Here is a 15,939-nt window from a genome sequence, read left to right as displayed (position 1 = left end):
TGATCAGGCCGAGGGGGAGGTCTCGTCCGGCAGGCCTTGAACCTTCTTGGCCAAGTTGGGGAAGTTTTCGGCGAGATCCTCTTCGGGAAGGTTGTATCCGTGAAGAATCTCGATCACCTCGACCTTGCTTTTCGCAATCTGAATTATCAGTTCAAACGCGCTTACCTCCCGGCACGAGTCCAAGAAGTCACCGCAGCCCTGTCCATCCATAGAGTGGTCCACCCCCCGTTGCGTCGTGTCCTGTTGATCGCACAGGGGTTGTATTCGGGCATGCGTCCCCTGCAAGCGGATAATTGCTTTTGCGTCAGATTCTATTCCGGCGATGACGCTAGTGGATGGAGGCCTCGTGCCGCCAGCTCCTTTTGGGAAATGGTTTCTGCGTCGACCTCCCGTCGCCTGGGGATGGATTTGGGTGCACCTGTCCCCCGGGCCGCCCGGCCTCCCCGATTTCGGGTTCGCGAGCGAGATGGCTTATCCATCGTCATCGAACATATCGACAGTCGCTCGATCGTGCAACCCGAACTCCCGTACGTGCGTGGGGAGTTGACCGTTACCGCTTGTGCAAATGCCCGCATAGGGGGATCGATTGGGGTGATCCGGTCAAGTTGGACGCAAGCTCGGAGTGATCGAAGCGATCAAGTCCGATCAACTTTTGGTTGACGCTGCCGCGTGTGTCAAATTAGCCTCCTGGTCTACAGCATGCGAGCTGCATGTCACTCCAAAGAAGGGGCAGTTGGCGCGTGGAGACAGGTGAGGAGTTCGGGCCTTGGCTGGCCCGTCAGCTCAAGCTCGCGAGGAAGACGCAGGCTGAACTGGCCGACGATCTCGGGCTGACCCGAGCCGCCGTCTCCGCGTGGATCACAGGGAGGTCGACTCCCCGCCCGACCGTCATGGAGGACATCGCCAAGGCGCTCGGCACGGACATCGGCACGGTGCACACCCGCACCACCGACACCCATGCCGGCCTCCCGGTCACCTGGTACCACCGCCCGGGCTACTCCGATGGTGGCCGTGACCTGGGCAATGCCGCTGCCTTCGCCTTCGACGCCGACGTGCAGGTCCTTGCACGCGAGACCTGCCAGAACAGCCTCGACGAGCGACTGACGGAGAACGGTCGCCCGGTTCGTGTCCGCTACACCCTGCACGAGCTGACCGGTGAGGCTCTGGACGCCTTCCGTGAGGCGATCCTCTGGAACGATCTCTTCCCGCACTACTCCGCAGTCTCGGAGATCGCCGGTAACCAGAAGGTCGGTCGGGTCGTGGACGCCGGAGTGCGGGACATGTACGAGAAGGGCCGACTGGTCCTGCTGCGCGTCGACGACTACAACGCTTCCGGGCTCATCGGCGACGATTACGAGGACGGCAAGTTCGCCGCCGTGGTCAGGCGTCAACTGGAGAGCCTCAAGTCCGGGCACGGTGCGGGTGGTTCGTACGGCCTGGGCAAGGCAACGCTGTGGGCCACCAGCGCCCTCGGGCTCGTGCTCATCAACTCCACTCTGTCCGTGCCCCACGAGGGGCGTACCGAGCGACGGGTCATCGGCCGTCTCGAACTGCCCTGGCGTGAGGTCGACGGCGAGCCGTACGCGGGTCCCGCATGGTTCGGGCGCCCCGATCCCGATTCGCCCGGCGCGAGGGTCGCCCGTTCCTGGTGGGCGGACGAGGAGACCGTGGCCCGCCTGCACCTGACCCGGGAGACCGACGAGCCCGGTACGTCCTTCCTCATCGTCGGCGCGCACGACGTGGCCAGCCTCGAAGAGAACTCGCCCAATGACGACGACGAGACCATGGACGGTACGGAGGGCAACGAAGACACACGTGACATCTGCAGGATGCATCGCCGTCTGGTAAGGGCTCTGGGGCGTGATTTCTGGGCCGCGATGACCGGTGGGGGCAACAGGCTTCCCCTCCTGGAGGTCTCGGTCCGCACCTTGCGCAACAACAAGGTGGTCGTAGCGGAGGAGCAGGTGGACCCGGCTACCGAGCAGCCCTCACGGACTCGCGCCCTGCGAGCCCACTACGAGGGCACCACGGTGGACCGCCTCACTGAGGCGGGACAGGTGGCGGCGCGAAGCGTTCCGCTGAAGCTGCCGCTCTCCGGAGGCGCTCAGGGGACGCTCGGTACCCACCAAGCGGTCCTCCTGGTCACCGAGGCCGAGGAGGGGGACAAGGAGAAGCAGAACCAGGTGCACTCGCTGCGCGGCAACCGCATGACCGTGAAGAGGGCCGTGGTCCCCAACCTGCCGCTCGGGACCAACCCCTTCCAGGCCGTTCTCCTGGTGGGCGAAGCAGCCGGGGAATCTGCCCCCTTCGCGAAGGAGGCAGAGGAATTCCTGCGTGCGGCGGAACCGCCTGAGCACGACCGCTGGGGGCAGACCGAGGAGCTCACCCTGCGCTGGTCGCCCTCCGCGTACCGGAGGATCAACTGGCTGACCACTGAGGTCAACAGCGCGGTCAGGGAACTCGTCGCACGGCCGAAGCGCAGCAACCGCGAAGGCGGTGAGGCACTGCGCAAGGCGCTGACCGTGAGAGCGCGACCCAAGGCCAAGGCGCCTGCCGGGCCGGTGGTGCCGGTATTGGACGGGCTCGACGCTGTGGTCGGCGATGACGGCGAGTGGCGGATCACCGCCGAAGTGAGCATCCCGCGTGGCGATGAGGTCGTCCCGATGGTGCCGGTCGCCCAGCTCGACGTGCGCTCCGGGGGCCGCCCGAAGCTGGACTGGGCGGAACTCGTGGCCGTCGAGGGCTGTGAGGTGGAGGACGGGACCCTGCGCTTCACGCCCGGCGCGCGTCGCGCGAAGTTCCGAGGATCCACCGATGTCACCAGCCACCCGGTCAGGACCACACTCACCCGCCTCGTGCTCGAACTCCGTGCCGGCAAAGGGGAGTGACGCATGAAGATCTACCCGTACAAGCGGCTCAACCGGCCGGTTACGCTCAGAGTGACCTCGGTCTCCCTCAGGCTCTCCGACGGCACCCGCGACCAGCTGGAGACCACCGCGTACTCGACCCAGCAGCAGGCCGTCGCACTCGGCATCGCGGGCCACACCGACTGGGTGAGCGCCACGATCGGCCTCTCGGCGACGTTGCCGCCCGGGGCGAACGCGCCCGACGCGGCCTGGTCCGATCTGCGCGTCCTCGCCGTGCTGACGGACGGCGAGACGAATGTGCGCACGTCCGCGGACCTGACGCGTGACGCGGAGGACGGCCGGGACTGGTCGGGCTCCCTGGAGGTGTTCCGTGACGACCACATAGGGCGGGCCTCCCTCGCCGTGTACGCCGTCGGGACGGTGGACGGAGTGCGCGGACGGTCGATCGCCGAGACCGACCGCAGCTGGATCATCGACACGGTCTCCGACGAACCGGTCCGTGGGCTCCAACTTGATGTCCAGAAAGCCTCGTTCAGGAAAAGCTCCCGGGAGTGGCTGCAGGCCTACGCTGACGCGCCCTGGATCGTGGACACCTCCGCCAGAGTCCCTACGGTGTTCGTGAACACCGACGTCGAGGGTGTCATCGGTCTGTTGGACAGCAACGGCTCCGGTGTGGACAGCAAGGTACGTGACCTCTTGGTCGCCCAGATGGCCACCGACGTCTGGACCGCCGTGTTCCACGGTGCCATCGGCGATCTGGAGGTGGAACCCGGCGGCGCCCCGGTCTTTCCGACGGACTGGCAGGGTGAGGTGCTACGGGAGATGCTCCCGGACGTGATCCCCGGCGTGCACGTGGAGGAAGCCCTACGACAGGTGCATCGCCGGCGCACCGGCGACTCGGGCTGGGTGGAGCTCCAGACCCGCATCCACTACGCGGCGGTCCGCCGCGCCGATGCCTCCAGGGCGCTTGCCTATGCCATCCGCAGTCTGGAACAGATGAACCGGGAGAGTGAGACGTGATCACCCAACCGAACCACGTACCGGAGCGCCTGGCGCTGCTCCCTACCTCGGCTGTCGATCCGTTCCTCACCGAGGAGCTGCTCAAAGGTGAACAGGTCCACGGCGGCATCGATCTCGCCAAGGTCGTCGAGCCGCTCCCCGAGGACGACGCCAGGTGGTGGGTCGAGCCGATCCGAAGTCTGGTTGAGGACGCCATGTTCGAGTTCCGCAAGGACCGCACCCGAGCCGACGCGTGGTTGGCGCCGCGGCTCCACGCCACGCTCCGCCTGACGCGGCGAGAGGCTGCGGACAAACGTCTGTGGAACCACATCGCCCTGGCGGTGGCCCCCGACTACGTCGTCTGGCGTCACCGTTCGGAGCCGACGGCGAACAGGCCGGAAAGACGCGTCGCTGCGGAGCGTTTCCGCGGCCCCGCGGACCGTCAGTGCTTCTCCCGTCTGTGGTGGGCGGCTGAGCTCTTCCGGAACGGACCGGACTATCAGCCGGTCGAGATCGCTTGCGGAAACCAGGACCTCATCCACACCGTTCTGCGGATGGAGCTGATAGACCACCGTCCCACCGCCCAGGCTCTGGTCCGTCTCCTGCAGAGCGGGCAGGTCACCACCGGACGAGAGATAAACGGTCTCGGCGTCGCGATCAGTACGGCCGGAGCGACCCTGACCTACGACGTCCTCGCACCGGACGAGCCCAGAGACCCTGCCCGTTTGCGGGACTGGATCGCGGAAGCAGAATCGGCACCACCGGTCGAGCGGCACGAACTCCCGCAGGGGCCCGACGAGGATCCCGTCCCGGAGCAGTCCGTGGCCGCGCTCACCGGCTACTTCGCTGAGCTGTTCGAGACTGCGCCGGTCAGGGGCAGGAAGAACGGGGACTGACCTGGCAGTTGTGCCGGGCTGCCGCAGCACCTTCCGCGCCGTGCTCGCGGACTACTTCGCCTGCGCCTTCTTGTTCTTGCGCGGGCGCACGGAAGAGGGGGGCGGCACCTGGTCCTTGGGCCGCGGGCACTTGTCGGTGCAGTCATCGGCGGCCCCGCAGCCGTTGCTTCGCAGCTTGGCCCGCTGCTCCTCCGTGGCCGGCTGCCACGGCTTCCGCAGTGCCTTCGGGGCCGGCCTGGGAAGCCCGAGCGCGGCGCTCAGCAGGTGCGCACCGAACAGGGGCGGTACGGCGTTGCCCACCTGCTGAGCCTGCGCCGTACCGGACCACGGATAGTCCGGCGGGAAGCTCTGCAGCATCCCCGCCTCATTCATGCTGAACCGTGCGCCCTCGTAGACGGTGCTCTCGTCGAGGTGTTGAAAGACGACGAAGCGGCTGATTTTGCCGGTGACGGTGAAGGCGGGCTGCTGGTCGCTTCGCACGCCTCGTCGCCCCGGGTGACTGGAGCTGCCGTAATTCGAGCGAACCAGGAACGGAGTGCGGCGCCCCGGATGTGAGCCCGCCGGGTTCGCGAGGACATCACCCATCGACCTCCAGGGCAGTAGGTCCTCGTCGCCAGTTGCCTGGTGTTCTTCGCTCTCCGGTTCCGTGCCGTCGTAGAGGGGCGGCTGATGGACCTCGCCTGCGGCCTGGTCGTGTTCGTTCTTCCCGTTCCTTCGGTTCCATTCCTTGGCTTCGTAGGAATGGTGGGTCGGCGCGGGAAGCGAGGGCTCACCGAGCCCTTCACGCCGAGCGATCAGCACCGCGCGGGATCGCGTCTGCGGCACCCCGTAGGTCTCGGTGTCGAGGACATCGACGACGACTTTGTACTTGGTCCCGTCGGGGAGTCCTGTCTCTTCCAGCACCTTGGCGTAGTGCTTCCAGAGCTCTTCGACCTCGCGGACCTGTTCCAGGACGATGACGTCGTACGGGCGCTTCTCCCGGTTCGGGCTCCGGGTCGCCTGAATGGCATACCGGAGAGGCTCGAGAACCAGTGCGGTGCGTGGATCGCTGAGGGTCTTCAGGCTCTTGTCGATCTCTTCGTCGGACTCGCCCGCCATCAGCCGTTCGATGTACTTCTTGACCCTGTCCAGGGCCTGGCGCCCGGCGCCGTGCCCGGCCACCGAATACGTCTGGCACGGTGGGCCGCCTGCGAGCACGTTGATCTCTGGCGGCAGCGACTCGAAGGCGTCTCTGCGTACCGCGCTCACGTCGGCGTGGAGTGTGTCCAGCCCCGCCGCATACCGCGTGAGACACGCACTTTTGTCCCACTCGATGCCGAGACTCGGGATGTCGAGCGCGTGTCCGGCGACATCCAGCCCTCCGGGCCCTGCGAAGAGATCCAGGACAAAGGGCTTGTCGAGGATGGACTGGTGGTGCGCCGTGCTGGTCATGTGGCGGAAGTCTAGCCGGCAGCGGGGGCTGCCGGATCCCCGTTCAGTGCTTCGGCCACGGCCCGTCCCAGCGCCTCCCCGACAGGTGGCGGTGTTGCGTGCCCGATCTGGCGGTACCGGGCGGTCTTGAGCCCGGCGATCTCCCACGATTCCGGGAAGCCCTGGAGGATGGCCGTCTGGTCCACTGTGATCCGTACCAGACCGTCATCCCCGAGTGACGGATCCCACTCGAAGTCGCGGCCGGGTAGCTCGTTCCCGAACGACTTCGTGTAGACCCCCATCCGTCGCCACTTGGTCTTCGTGCCGCTCGGTCCGAAGTCCGCGCCTCCGTGCGTTTTGGAGCCGCCCACCAAGGTCGGCGCCACACTCGTCGCTTGGGCCGCCCAGCGGTCGGCGTCCGGCCAGCCACGGGAACGCATCGACGGCGCCAGCGCCTCTCCGACCGACACGTGCTCGTGGACGGTGGACCGAGGCGGCCGGAAGGCGCTCGCCCACTCCTGCTTGACGGCCGCGAGGATGCCCAGCACGCGATCCTGGGGGACTCCGAAGGCGGAGGCGTTCAGGACGAACCAGGTCAGCTCGTAGCCGAGATGCTCCAACTCTTTGCGAAGGAAGTCCCGTATCGGCGCGAAGGATTCCTCATCGACCAAGGTTGGCACGTTCTCGATGATCAGCGCTCGTGGCTGGACAGCGTGGATCAGATAGGCGGTCGCCTCGATGAGGCGGAGCTCGGTGTCGGACGATCGGCGCGTCACCGTCGCGCTCGACTTCACACGGGGGAGACCGGCCGCCAGCAGATCCACGTCGTAGCTCTGCGGATACTCGCTCGGATCGAAGTCCAGAAGATCCGCCTGGAGCACATTCCAGTGCGGACGGTTGGCCCGAAGGGTCCTGCAGGCGTCGTCGTCCTCATCGAGCAGCAGTCGCGGCTCGAAGCCGGCCCGCTCCAGCCCCAGGGCGAGCCCACCCGCCCCGGAGCACACGTCGACGAAGGTCAGCCCGCTCAACGATTGCTCCCCCGTCCCCGCTGGGCCTTCCGTCGTTCGACCACCGCTGCGATGCGCAAAGCCACGTCCTCCGGTGCCTCATGCTCCCAGAAACGCAACACTTCCCATCCGGCCGATGCGAGGTGCTCGGTCGTCTCCACATCGCGAGCCATGTTGCGGTCCAACTTCTGGCGCCACCACTCTGCGTTCGACTTCGGCTGCGTGGCGTGCTGGGGGCAGCCGTGCCAGAAGCAGCCGTCGATCAGGACGGCCACCTTGACCGAGGTGAAGGCCACGTCGACCCGGCGTCGAGCCATCCCCGGTACCGGGTACTCGACGCGGTACCCCCGCAGTCCGGCCGCGCGGAGCAGGCGACGGACCGCCAGCTCGCACGCCGTGTCCTTGCTGGCCTGCTTGCTCATGCGCGCCGAGACGGCGGGCGACAACGGCTTCATCGTGCTCAACCCGGCTCTGCCTCACGAGATCGTGGCTCGGTCCGTTCGATTGACCGCTGGGTCCGCCCGGCCCGAGTCGATCGAGCCGGAGACCACGGCTGCGGTGTCGATTTCATCATGGATGCGAGTCCCACCGCACCAAGTCCCGGGGGCCGGCGATCAGTCCTCCGGACCCCCATGGCACTCCGCATAGACATCCCCCGCCCCACACCAACACCCCGCCCCCCTCTGCGGCGGCCAAGCCACAGCCCGCCCCCGTGCCGCCAAAGTCGTCGCATACTGCGGCAACAGCGTCACGTCCTCCGGCGTCGTGCCCTCCGACGCCGCGAACGCCTCGTACGACGGGACCGTGCCCGTGACGATGCCCAGGTTGGGCGTGCCCGAAGAGGACAGCTCGCGCAGGGACGACTCTATGGTCGCGAGGTGGGTCCCGTGGGAGGGGTACTCCGTGGTCAGGCTCGGGTAGGCCGAGAGCAGCTCGGCCAGTTCCCCCGCCGGCCAGTGCAGCACCGCTACCGGGAACGGGCGGGAGAGGGCCTCGCGGTAGGTGCCCAGTTCGGCTTGGAGGCGGGAGATTTCTGCCTGGAGTTCTGCCGGGTTGTCCGAGCCCAGGGACCAGATCCGTTTCGGGTCATGGAGTTCGTCCAGCGGGACCGGGGACGAGTGCAGGGTGTCCGCCAGGGTGTCCCAGTCGTCGTGCGGCAGGCCCAGCATGCGGCGGACGCGGTGGCGGCCGTAGAGGAGGGGGTGGGTGGAAGGGGTGGGGGCCGCCGTACCCGCTTCCGAGCCGTCCGCCGGAGGCAGGAGCAGGGTCGCTGCCTCCGTGAAGGTCTCCGCCGCTGCCTCCAGCTCGTCGTGAGCCTCCAGGGACTCCGCCACGATCACCCACGGCGCCGGGTCCCGGGGGGCCGTCGTGCGGATGCCCTCGATGATCGCCCTCGCCTCCGCCTCGTGGCCGTACTCCCAGAGGTTCGACGCCTTCAGGGCGCGGATCAGGGGCGGGTTCTCCAGGCCGGCCGTCGTGGACAGCAGACGGTCGTAGAGGGCGGTGGCCGCGGGGCGGTCGCCGGAGAGTTCGAGGTGGGCCGCCGCCCTCAAGAGCAGGGCCTCGGCGTCCTCGGGATACAGTCCGGCGGTCCGCTCCAGGCGTGCCGCTTCGGCGGTGTGGTCGACGTTCTCGGCAGGCGTGTCGGGGCGCATGGGGGACACCGTACTGCCGAGCCGGGACGGAGGGGGGTAAGTGCTGGTCAGGGGGTCGTCAACGGGCGTTCACATCGTCACAGGGTCACTCCACCGTCACACCGTCACTCCGTCCACCTGCAGCGTCTGGATCGACTTCGGGGCCCACGTGGCCGACACCGTCTTGCCTGACAGGTACGTGTCCGTGTGCGGTGTGTAGAGGTCCGCTCCGCCCGTCGTCACCGTGTTCCAGCGGGGGACCAGGCCTCCCGAGCCGCCGGTCACCGAGGAGAAGCGGGAGAGGTCGAAGGTCAGGGTCGTGGCCGATGACGAGGTGTTCGCCGCCACTATCGCCAGGCGTTTCGCCTGTCTGTCCAGCGCCGCCACCGCGTAGCTCACCCCCGTGTCCAGGATCGTCATTCCCGGGCGGATGTGGCGGGTGAATTGGGCCAGTACGTAGTACTTCGTCTGTACTGCGCCGGGCTGGAGCGTCGAGGCGTCGTACGCGATCGTCGCCCAGCCCGCGCTCGGGTCCATCACCTGCCAGTACACCCAGGCCGTGGGGTGCAGCCAGCGGAAGTCGTAGAGGAGGTTGCCGGCCAGGGTCAGGCCCGTGGCGTCGCCGTCTCCCGTTTCCGAGTTCCAGAGTGACTTGCCCGCCGTGGTCACCACGTCCGTGTAGAGCAGGTCGCGGCGGCCGCCCGAGCCCTGGTAGCCGTGGACGTTCACCCGGTCCACGTAGCCCTTCGTCGTCGACGAGAAGGAGTTCCAGGTGGTGCGCGCCAGGTCGTAGGTGTTCTCGTCCGACGCCGAGATCTTCGTCGCCGTCAGCCCCCGTTTGTCCAACTCGCTCCTCAGGTACGGGAGTACGGCCGCCTGGACCGTCGCGTCCATGTGGCAGCCCTCCTGGGTGCCCGTCGCCGTCCACCAGGACGACGACGGCTCGTTGAAGGCCTCCACCGTCGAGAACGACACTCCCCAGTTCTGCTTCGCGTACAGGGCCACCGACGCCAGGTGGGAGGCGTGCCGGCGGTAGTTCCACGACTGGAGGTTGTTGCCGCCGTCCGACGCGCCCGACGGGTTGTGGTTCAGGCACATCCACCACATCGGGGAATTGGCGAACAGCTCGGTGGTCGCGCCTCGCTGGGCTGCCTTCTGCAGCATGGCGCGCTGCGTCGCGTCCGCCGTCCACTTCCAGGACGAGGAGGTCGGGTCCTCGTTCGTCCAGTCCTGCCAGTAGCCCTCGATCTGCTTGAACGTCGGGATGTTCGCGGAGGCGGTCATCGACTCGCCGTTGACGCTGTTCCAGCTGCTCGCGCCCAGGTTGTAGCGGGCTATGTTCAGGCCCAGGCCGGGCAGTGCCGTGCCGTTGTACGTCGTCGATTTCGTGGTGAAGAAGATGTCCGCGAAGTCGTCCCTCGTGCCGAAGACGTTCGCCCACCAGGCCAGTGAGGTGCCCCAGCCCTCCCAAGTGCCGTACGTGGTGGACGGGTTGATCGAAATCGTCGCGTCCGCCGCCCGTGCCGTGCCCGAGGCCAGGGCGCTGCCCAGGAGGCCGCCGCCCGCTGCGGCCAACAGTGTTCTGCGTCGGATCATGGCTTCTCCGCCTCTCCCTTGAGGCCTCTCCGTTGCGGCTTCGGCAGCAGGAAGCATCGGGGGTGGCGGGTGGGCTTGTCGAGAGTTGTGACAGTCCTTTCTCTAACCCGTTGAAAAACAGGGTGCGGTTCTTCTTCCGGCTTGCGGCTATGGCCTGTTGTGCGCTCCGGGCCTATCGTGCGGGCGGCTCCCGCGGAGGTCGGTGTGGGAGGCCGGCCCGGAGGTGGGTGCGGAGGTGGGTGCGGATGCGGGTTCGGTCCGGCGTGCGGGTCGTACGGCACGGCGACCGGCGTCGGCGTGCCCGGCGCCGGCGGGCGCTGTGGAGCGGCGGTGAGGCGCTCGTCACCGTCGGGGTGCTGCTCATGCTGCTGGTCGTGCACCAGCTGTGGTGGACCAACCGCGAGGCCAGGCGCGGCGCCGAGCGGAAGGTGGAGGCGCTGGAGCGGGAGTGGGGCCCCGGCTCCGGTACGGACACCGGCCCGGTGTCCGTACCAGGACCCTCGACCTCGGACTCCGCGTCGGCGTCGGGAAGCGCCGAGTCCCGTGCGCCGCAACGGTCGTACACCCCCGTCGTCCTGCCCCGGACGGCTCAGGCGTACGCCGTCCTCACGATCCCCCGGCTGGGGCTGCGCGTCCCCGTCGCCGAGGGGGTGAGCAAGGCGGACGTCCTCAACCAGGGCTATGTCGGGCACTATCGGGGGACTCAACAGCCCGGCCAGGCGGGCAACTTCGCGCTCGCCGGGCACCGGAACACGCACGGCGAGCCGTTCCGGTATCTGCCCCGGCTGCGGCGCGGGGACGACATCGAGGTGGAGACGCGGACGGCGACGTACACCTACGACGTCGACCAGGTGCTGCCGCAGACCTCGGCGACGGACTCGGGGGTCATCCGGGCCGTCCCGCGCTCCCTCGTCCGGCCGTCCTACGGGTACGACACACCCGGCTACTACATCACCCTGACCACCTGCACCCCCGAGTTCACCTCGCGCTACCGGATGGTGGTGTGGGGGAAGCTCATCTCCATGCGGCCCAGGTGAGTCACCCGCCGGATCGTGCTCTCACCGCTCCCGCAGCACCACCACACTCACCGCCCCCACCGCCGCCAGCCCCGCCGACACCAGCAGGGCGATGTTCGCGCCCTGGGCGAAGGTGTGGGCCGAGGTGGCGAGGGCGATGGTCAGGGCCACGCCGGCGCAGGAGCCGATGTAGCGGAAGGTCTGCTGGGCGCCGGAACCCATCGCGGCGCGCTCGCGCGGGACCGATTCGACGGCGAGCAACGGCAGCGCCCCGTTCAGCAGGCCGCTGCCCACTCCGCCGATGATCAGGCCGGGCAGCAGCCGGGTCCAGGAGCCGGAGCCGAGGGCGCCGAGCATGGTCAGGACGGCGATGGTGTGCAGGGTGAAGCCGACGGCGAGTTGCACGCGCGGGGCGATACGGCCGGCCAGGTGCTTGACCTGGAGGGCGACCGCGAAGCTCAGTCCGGACCAGAGCAGGAACAGCCAGGCGGTGTCCATGGGGGACAGCCGGAGCGTCTGCTGGAGCAGGGCCGGCAGGAAGCTGAACAGGCCGATCACCGCGAGGCCGGTGAACAGACCGCCGGCCGACGAGGCCAGGAAGCGGGTGTGGCGCAGCAGGCCCAGGTCGATCATCGGCGTGCGGGTGCGGTGTTCCACCGCGGCGAAGACCGCGAGCAGCACTGCGGCGGCCGCGAAGAGGAGTCCGACGGGTGCGCGCAGCCAGCCGTCGCGGCCCAGGGTCAGGGCCGCCACCAGGGCCACCAGCGCCAGGCCGAAGGTCAGTGCGCCGGGGATGTCCGGCCGGCCGCCGCGCGGGGCACGGGACTCGGTGAGCGCACGGGTGCCGAGCGCGGCGACCACCAGGGCGGCGGCGCCCAGGACGCCGTACGCCACCCGCCACGTCGGCAGCGCGCCCGCGACCAGTGGGCCGGTCGCGATGCCGCCGCTGACGAAGGCGCCCCACACGCCGGTCGCGTGCAGCCGGCCGCGCGGTGCGGGGAAGGCCGCCACCAGCAGGCCGAGGCTGCTCGCCAGGATCGCAGCGCTCGCCGCTCCCTGGGCGATGCGGGCGAGCGTGAACTGCCAGGTCGACGTCGTGAAGGCGCCGAGCGCGGTGGTGAGGCCGAGGGCCAGGGTGCCGCCGAGGAAGATCCGGCGGCGGCCGTAGTCGTCGGCGAGGCTGCCGGCGACCAGCAGCAGGGCGGCGAGGCCGAGCGGGGTGCCGTTCAGCAGCCAGGCCTGGCCGGAGAGCGGGGTGTGCAGCGCGGCGGCGGTGTCCGGGAGCGTGACCATCGGGGCCGTGTACGTCATCAGGGCCACGGCGGTGGCCGCGCTGGTCAGGGCGAGGGTGGCCCGGGGGCGTGCGGGGGCGTCCCGGGCGGCCCTCGCGCCGTGTACGGCCGCGGTGGCGGGGGTGGTGGCGGAGTCGAGCCCGGTCATGGCGTGGTCCTGTCCTTCCGGGGCCTGCGGAGCAGCGTACGGCGGGTCTCCGCGCCCCCTTGCGATGTCAGTTCGGTCATTGAACTGACCTGACCCGCACACCGTAACACCGTCGGTTCGGTCACTGAACCAATGTGTCGGAAAGTGGCTACAGTGGAGGGCATGGCACTGGGCAAGGACTACGTGACACAGGAGTGCTCGATCGCCCGCGCGCTCGAGATCGTCGGCGAGCGCTGGACGCTGCTCGTCGTCCGGGACGCGTTCTACGGCGTCCGGCGCTACAACGACTTCCTGGTCCACCTCGGCATCCCGCGCGCCGTCCTGGCCGCCCGGCTGCAGACCCTGACCGCCGAGGGCATCCTCGAAAAGCGCCGTTACCAGCAGTCGCCGCCGCGCGACGAGTACGTCCTCACCGAGCGCGGCATCTCCCTGTGGCCCACCCTGCGCGCCCTCGGCCGGTGGGGGCGCGAGCACTTCTCCGAGGCGCGGTGGCGGTACTTCCGGCACGTGGACTGCGGCACGGAACTCGGCCCGTACGGCGAATGCCCCGCCTGCCGGACCGTCGTACCGCTTGAGGACGTCGTCATGGAACCGGGCCCCGGCCTCGACCGCGACCCGGCGGACCCGGTCAGCCGGGCCCTGCTGAAGCCGAGGCGGCTGCTGGAGCCGCTGGAGACGGAACCCGCCCAGGAGTCCTCCTGAGAGCCGGAGTCACCTCCCGGGCCGGGCGCGCGACGCCTGGCACGCACTCCCCCAGAGGGGGCACCCCCAGCCGCGTACAGGCTCTGAGGGGTGCGCCGTCGCTCAGGAGGGGGCCGGGCCGCTCCCCCTGACCAGGGCGACACCGGTGCGGTCGGTCTCGTCCGAGTCGCCGCCCAGGCGGTGGACGACCACCCAGCGGCCGTTCTCCATCGCCCCGGCGAAGACCGAGGCGTGCCGGGTGGCGCCGTTGTGCCAGAGCAGGGGGCCGGACCGCTGCCACGAGAGGGCGGGATCACCCAGCCGGCGCTCGATCGCCAGCCGGACGAGCACATCGGCGACCGCACGCGGCGTGGCCCACAGGCCGCCCGCCGGAAGGATCGCCCCGTCCATGGTCCAGGGGCGGCGGGCCCTGCCGAACAGCCCCGGGGCGAGCAGCCGCCGGTCCGGGTCCGGCCGCACGCTCACCTCGTGCACGTCCAGCGGCCGCAGCACGTGCTCGGTGAGCAGTTCCTCGTACGACGCACCGGCCGCCGAGACCAGCGCCGCGCCCAGCACGGCGTACCCGAGGTTGGAGTACTCCTCCTGCTGTCCCGGCGGCCGGACCGCGACCTGGTCCAGCCGGCCGAGCAGCCGGCGCAGGGCGTCGGCGTCGAACGCGGCGTAGGGATCGCGGAGTTCGAGGAGTCCGATGCCGGGCGGGAGGCGGGGCAGTCCGGAGGTGTGGGTGGCCAGATTGCGCAGCGTGATGCCGGTGCCGGGGGTGGCCGGGAGCCGGCGCTCGACGGGATCGTCGAGGTCGAGCAGGCCCGCGGCGGCCATGCGCATGAGCGCCGTACCGGTGAGCACCTTGGTGAACGAGCCGATCTCCACGAACCGGTCCACCGCGTGACCGTCGCCGAGGCGTGCGGGAGACGCGTCGCTCAGGACGCAGGTGGGAGTGCGCGGCACGCGGGGGCCTTTCGAATGCGGCGGGCGGGATCGTCGGGGCCGGCCGGCCCCGCACATTGTCCGTCAGAGGCGCGGCGGAGTGTGTGGGTTTTGGTCATCACCGGCCGCTTGCTCGGTGTTGGCGCCGGTCAGGTATAAAGGGCAGGGAAGCACCGGTGGTTCGTGACCGTGGGGAGGGGAGCCGAGTGGTCCGCAGTCTCACGCGGTCGCGTGTGCTCGCCCCGCTGCTCCTTCTTCTGCTGCCGGTCCTGCTGCTCGACACCGGCAGCCTGACCGCGACCGTGGCGCTGGCCGCGACCGCCGCCGCCGGTTCCGCGCTCACCCTCTGCTCCCTCCTCGCCGCCCGCAGCGCACCCGCCGTCCCGCCCACCCGGGTGCGCACGGCGATCCGCGACCGGGCCCGGCGTACGGCCTTCCTGCCCCAGCGCGACCCCGACGCCCCCGGCCGGCGCCGGCCCAGGGCACCCGGCCTCGCCCTTCCGGCGACCGCCGCGTAGGGCACGTCTCACTTCTTCCGTATGCGTGACCCCGCGCGGGTCGTCCTGCCGTTCTGCTCACTTCCAGCACGCTTCCGGCACGACGAGACCCCCGGAGGGCTCACCCATGTCCGTCTTCTCCCTCTTCGCCCGCCTGGTCGAGCATCTCGCCGACCTGCTCCAGCCGCTCTTCCACGCCTCCGCGGCCGCCGCCGCGATCATCCTGTTCACCGCGCTCGTACGACTCCTCGTCCACCCGCTGTCCCGCGCCGCCGCCCGCGGCCAGCGTGCCCGCGCCGCACTCCAGCCGAAGATCGCAGAACTGCGCAAGAAGCACGCCAAGGACCCGCAGCGGCTGCAGAAGGCGGTCATGGAACTGCACGCCGAGGAAAAGGTCTCACCGCTCTCCGGCCTCCTGCCCGGACTGCTCCAGCTGCCCGCCTTCTTCCTGCTCTACCACCTCTTCTCCAGCTCCACGATCGGCGGCGAGGCCAATGGCCTGCTCTCCCACCGGCTGCTCTCGGCGCCGCTCGGCGGCAAGTGGGCCGACGCGCTCGGCGCCGGCGGGCCGTTCGGCCCGGCCGGGCTGGTGTACCTGGGGCTCTTCGTCCTCGTCGCGGCCGTCGCCGCCTTCAACTACCGGCGTACCAAGCGGATGATGGCGAACAATCCGGTCGCCGTGGGGGCCGGGGACGGCGAGCAGGCGCCGGGGCTCGGCGCGGTCAACAAAGTCATGCCGCTGCTGTCCTTCTTCACGCTCGTCACCGTGGCGGTCGTACCGCTCGCCGCCGCGTTGTACGTCGTCACCAGCACGACCTGGAGTGCCGTGGAGCGGGCGGCCCTTTATCAGTGAGCGGGCTGGTTACGGTCCAGTACGTGAACAGGGTCTTGCGGAGTGGACTACGGGATTGGAGGATCGGCCAGTCCTCCGATGGCTGCACCCATCGG

General features: G+C 69.4%; 15 protein-coding genes. 7 read left to right on the top strand and 8 right to left on the bottom strand.

What is annotated here, in order from left to right:
- Window positions 1–3: 3 nt before the first annotated feature.
- Window positions 4–210, bottom strand: a complete 207-nt coding sequence (locus AV521_RS16275; protein ID WP_143658615.1) for a hypothetical protein — start codon at window positions 208–210, stop codon at window positions 4–6.
- A gap of 530 nt (window positions 211–740) precedes the next feature.
- Here AV521_RS16275 and AV521_RS16270 point away from each other — a divergent pair.
- The 3 genes from AV521_RS16270 to AV521_RS16260 are packed head-to-tail and all read left to right on the top strand — an operon-like array spanning window position 741 to window position 4,762.
- Complete coding sequence (locus AV521_RS16270) at window positions 741–2,888, top strand: helix-turn-helix transcriptional regulator (protein ID WP_076088924.1); 2,148 nt, start codon at window positions 741–743, stop codon at window positions 2,886–2,888.
- Between the two features lie 3 nt (window positions 2,889–2,891).
- Window positions 2,892–3,887, top strand: a complete 996-nt coding sequence (locus tag AV521_RS16265) for a hypothetical protein (RefSeq protein WP_076088922.1) — start codon at window positions 2,892–2,894, stop codon at window positions 3,885–3,887.
- Window positions 3,884–4,762, top strand: coding sequence for a DUF6339 family protein (locus tag AV521_RS16260; RefSeq protein WP_076088920.1), 879 nt, complete (start codon window positions 3,884–3,886; stop codon window positions 4,760–4,762). The genes AV521_RS16265 and AV521_RS16260 overlap by 4 nt, the downstream gene beginning before the upstream one ends.
- 51 nt (window positions 4,763–4,813) lie before the next feature.
- Here the strand turns inward: AV521_RS16260 and AV521_RS16255 are convergent, their stop codons facing one another.
- The 5 genes from AV521_RS16255 to AV521_RS16235 all read right to left on the bottom strand — a co-directional run bounded on the left by AV521_RS16255 (window position 4,814) and on the right by AV521_RS16235 (window position 10,409).
- The gene (locus tag AV521_RS16255) at window positions 4,814–6,193 is read right to left on the bottom strand and encodes a DNA cytosine methyltransferase (protein WP_076088918.1); all 1,380 of its coding nucleotides are present in this window, start codon (window positions 6,191–6,193) and stop codon (window positions 4,814–4,816) included.
- Between the two features lie 11 nt (window positions 6,194–6,204).
- A complete protein-coding gene (locus AV521_RS16250) occupies window positions 6,205–7,200 on the bottom strand; it encodes a DNA cytosine methyltransferase (RefSeq protein ID WP_076088916.1) in 996 nt (331 codons plus the stop codon).
- Entirely contained in the window at window positions 7,197–7,601 is a 405-nt protein-coding gene (locus tag AV521_RS16245; RefSeq protein WP_076088914.1) for a very short patch repair endonuclease, read from the bottom strand. Before AV521_RS16245 ends, AV521_RS16250 begins: the two co-directional genes overlap by 4 nt.
- 192 nt (window positions 7,602–7,793) lie before the next feature.
- Window positions 7,794–8,834, bottom strand: a complete 1,041-nt coding sequence (locus AV521_RS16240; RefSeq protein WP_076088912.1) for a hypothetical protein — start codon at window positions 8,832–8,834, stop codon at window positions 7,794–7,796.
- A 96-nt stretch (window positions 8,835–8,930) separates the two neighbouring features.
- The gene (locus tag AV521_RS16235) at window positions 8,931–10,409 is read right to left on the bottom strand and encodes a beta-1,6-galactanase (protein ID WP_076088910.1); all 1,479 of its coding nucleotides are present in this window, start codon (window positions 10,407–10,409) and stop codon (window positions 8,931–8,933) included.
- 245 nt (window positions 10,410–10,654) lie between these two features.
- On the opposite strand from AV521_RS16235, the gene AV521_RS16230 reads away from it, so the two are divergent.
- Window positions 10,655–11,446 (top strand): class E sortase, encoded by a 792-nt coding sequence (locus tag AV521_RS16230; RefSeq protein WP_076088908.1) that lies wholly within the window; start codon window positions 10,655–10,657, stop codon window positions 11,444–11,446.
- 21 nt (window positions 11,447–11,467) lie between these two features.
- Here AV521_RS16230 and AV521_RS16225 read toward each other — a convergent pair whose 3' ends face one another.
- Window positions 11,468–12,865 carry an MFS transporter gene (locus AV521_RS16225; RefSeq protein WP_076088906.1) on the bottom strand — a complete coding sequence of 466 codons (1,398 nt, stop codon included), beginning with the start codon at window positions 12,863–12,865 and terminating at the stop codon, window positions 11,468–11,470.
- A 162-nt stretch (window positions 12,866–13,027) separates the two neighbouring features.
- Here AV521_RS16225 and AV521_RS16220 point away from each other — a divergent pair, with 162 nt between their 5' ends.
- Window positions 13,028–13,567 (top strand): helix-turn-helix domain-containing protein, encoded by a 540-nt coding sequence (locus AV521_RS16220; RefSeq protein ID WP_179023136.1) that lies wholly within the window; start codon window positions 13,028–13,030, stop codon window positions 13,565–13,567.
- A 102-nt stretch (window positions 13,568–13,669) separates the two neighbouring features.
- On the opposite strand, the gene AV521_RS16215 is transcribed toward AV521_RS16220, so the two are convergent.
- Window positions 13,670–14,515 carry a serine hydrolase gene (locus tag AV521_RS16215; protein WP_076088902.1) on the bottom strand — a complete coding sequence of 282 codons (846 nt, stop codon included), beginning with the start codon at window positions 14,513–14,515 and terminating at the stop codon, window positions 13,670–13,672.
- A 185-nt stretch (window positions 14,516–14,700) separates the two neighbouring features.
- Here AV521_RS16215 and AV521_RS16210 point away from each other — a divergent pair, with 185 nt between their 5' ends.
- Together AV521_RS16210 and yidC are read left to right on the top strand one after the other, a co-directional pair.
- Window positions 14,701–15,012, top strand: coding sequence for a DUF6412 domain-containing protein (locus AV521_RS16210; RefSeq protein ID WP_076088900.1), 312 nt, complete (start codon window positions 14,701–14,703; stop codon window positions 15,010–15,012).
- A gap of 106 nt (window positions 15,013–15,118) precedes the next feature.
- Window positions 15,119–15,844 carry a membrane protein insertase YidC gene (yidC, locus tag AV521_RS16205; protein ID WP_076088898.1) on the top strand — a complete coding sequence of 242 codons (726 nt, stop codon included), beginning with the start codon at window positions 15,119–15,121 and terminating at the stop codon, window positions 15,842–15,844.
- Window positions 15,845–15,939 lie beyond the last annotated feature (95 nt).

The sequence above is a fragment of the Streptomyces sp. IMTB 2501 genome, assembly GCF_001953885.1.
Lineage (GTDB): Bacteria > Actinomycetota > Actinomycetes > Streptomycetales > Streptomycetaceae > Streptomyces.
This window is presented reverse-complemented; position numbering and strand designations above follow the sequence as displayed.

Coding starts and splice junctions, on each gene's coding strand:
- AV521_RS16275 (WP_143658615.1), bottom strand. CDS start 210: ATGGATGGACAGGGCTGCGGTGACTTCTTGGACTCGTGCCGGGAGGTA.
- AV521_RS16265 (WP_076088922.1), top strand. CDS start 2,892: ATGAAGATCTACCCGTACAAGCGGCTCAACCGGCCGGTTACGCTCAGA.
- AV521_RS16255 (WP_076088918.1), bottom strand. CDS start 6,193: ATGACCAGCACGGCGCACCACCAGTCCATCCTCGACAAGCCCTTTGTC.
- AV521_RS16245 (WP_076088914.1), bottom strand. CDS start 7,601: ATGAGCAAGCAGGCCAGCAAGGACACGGCGTGCGAGCTGGCGGTCCGT.
- AV521_RS16240 (WP_076088912.1), bottom strand. CDS start 8,834: ATGCGCCCCGACACGCCTGCCGAGAACGTCGACCACACCGCCGAAGCG.
- AV521_RS16235 (WP_076088910.1), bottom strand. CDS start 10,409: ATGATCCGACGCAGAACACTGTTGGCCGCAGCGGGCGGCGGCCTCCTG.
- AV521_RS16230 (WP_076088908.1), top strand. CDS start 10,655: ATGCGGGTTCGGTCCGGCGTGCGGGTCGTACGGCACGGCGACCGGCGT.
- AV521_RS16225 (WP_076088906.1), bottom strand. CDS start 12,865: ATGACCGGGCTCGACTCCGCCACCACCCCCGCCACCGCGGCCGTACAC.
- AV521_RS16220 (WP_179023136.1), top strand. CDS start 13,028: ATGGCACTGGGCAAGGACTACGTGACACAGGAGTGCTCGATCGCCCGC.
- yidC (WP_076088898.1), top strand. CDS start 15,119: ATGTCCGTCTTCTCCCTCTTCGCCCGCCTGGTCGAGCATCTCGCCGAC.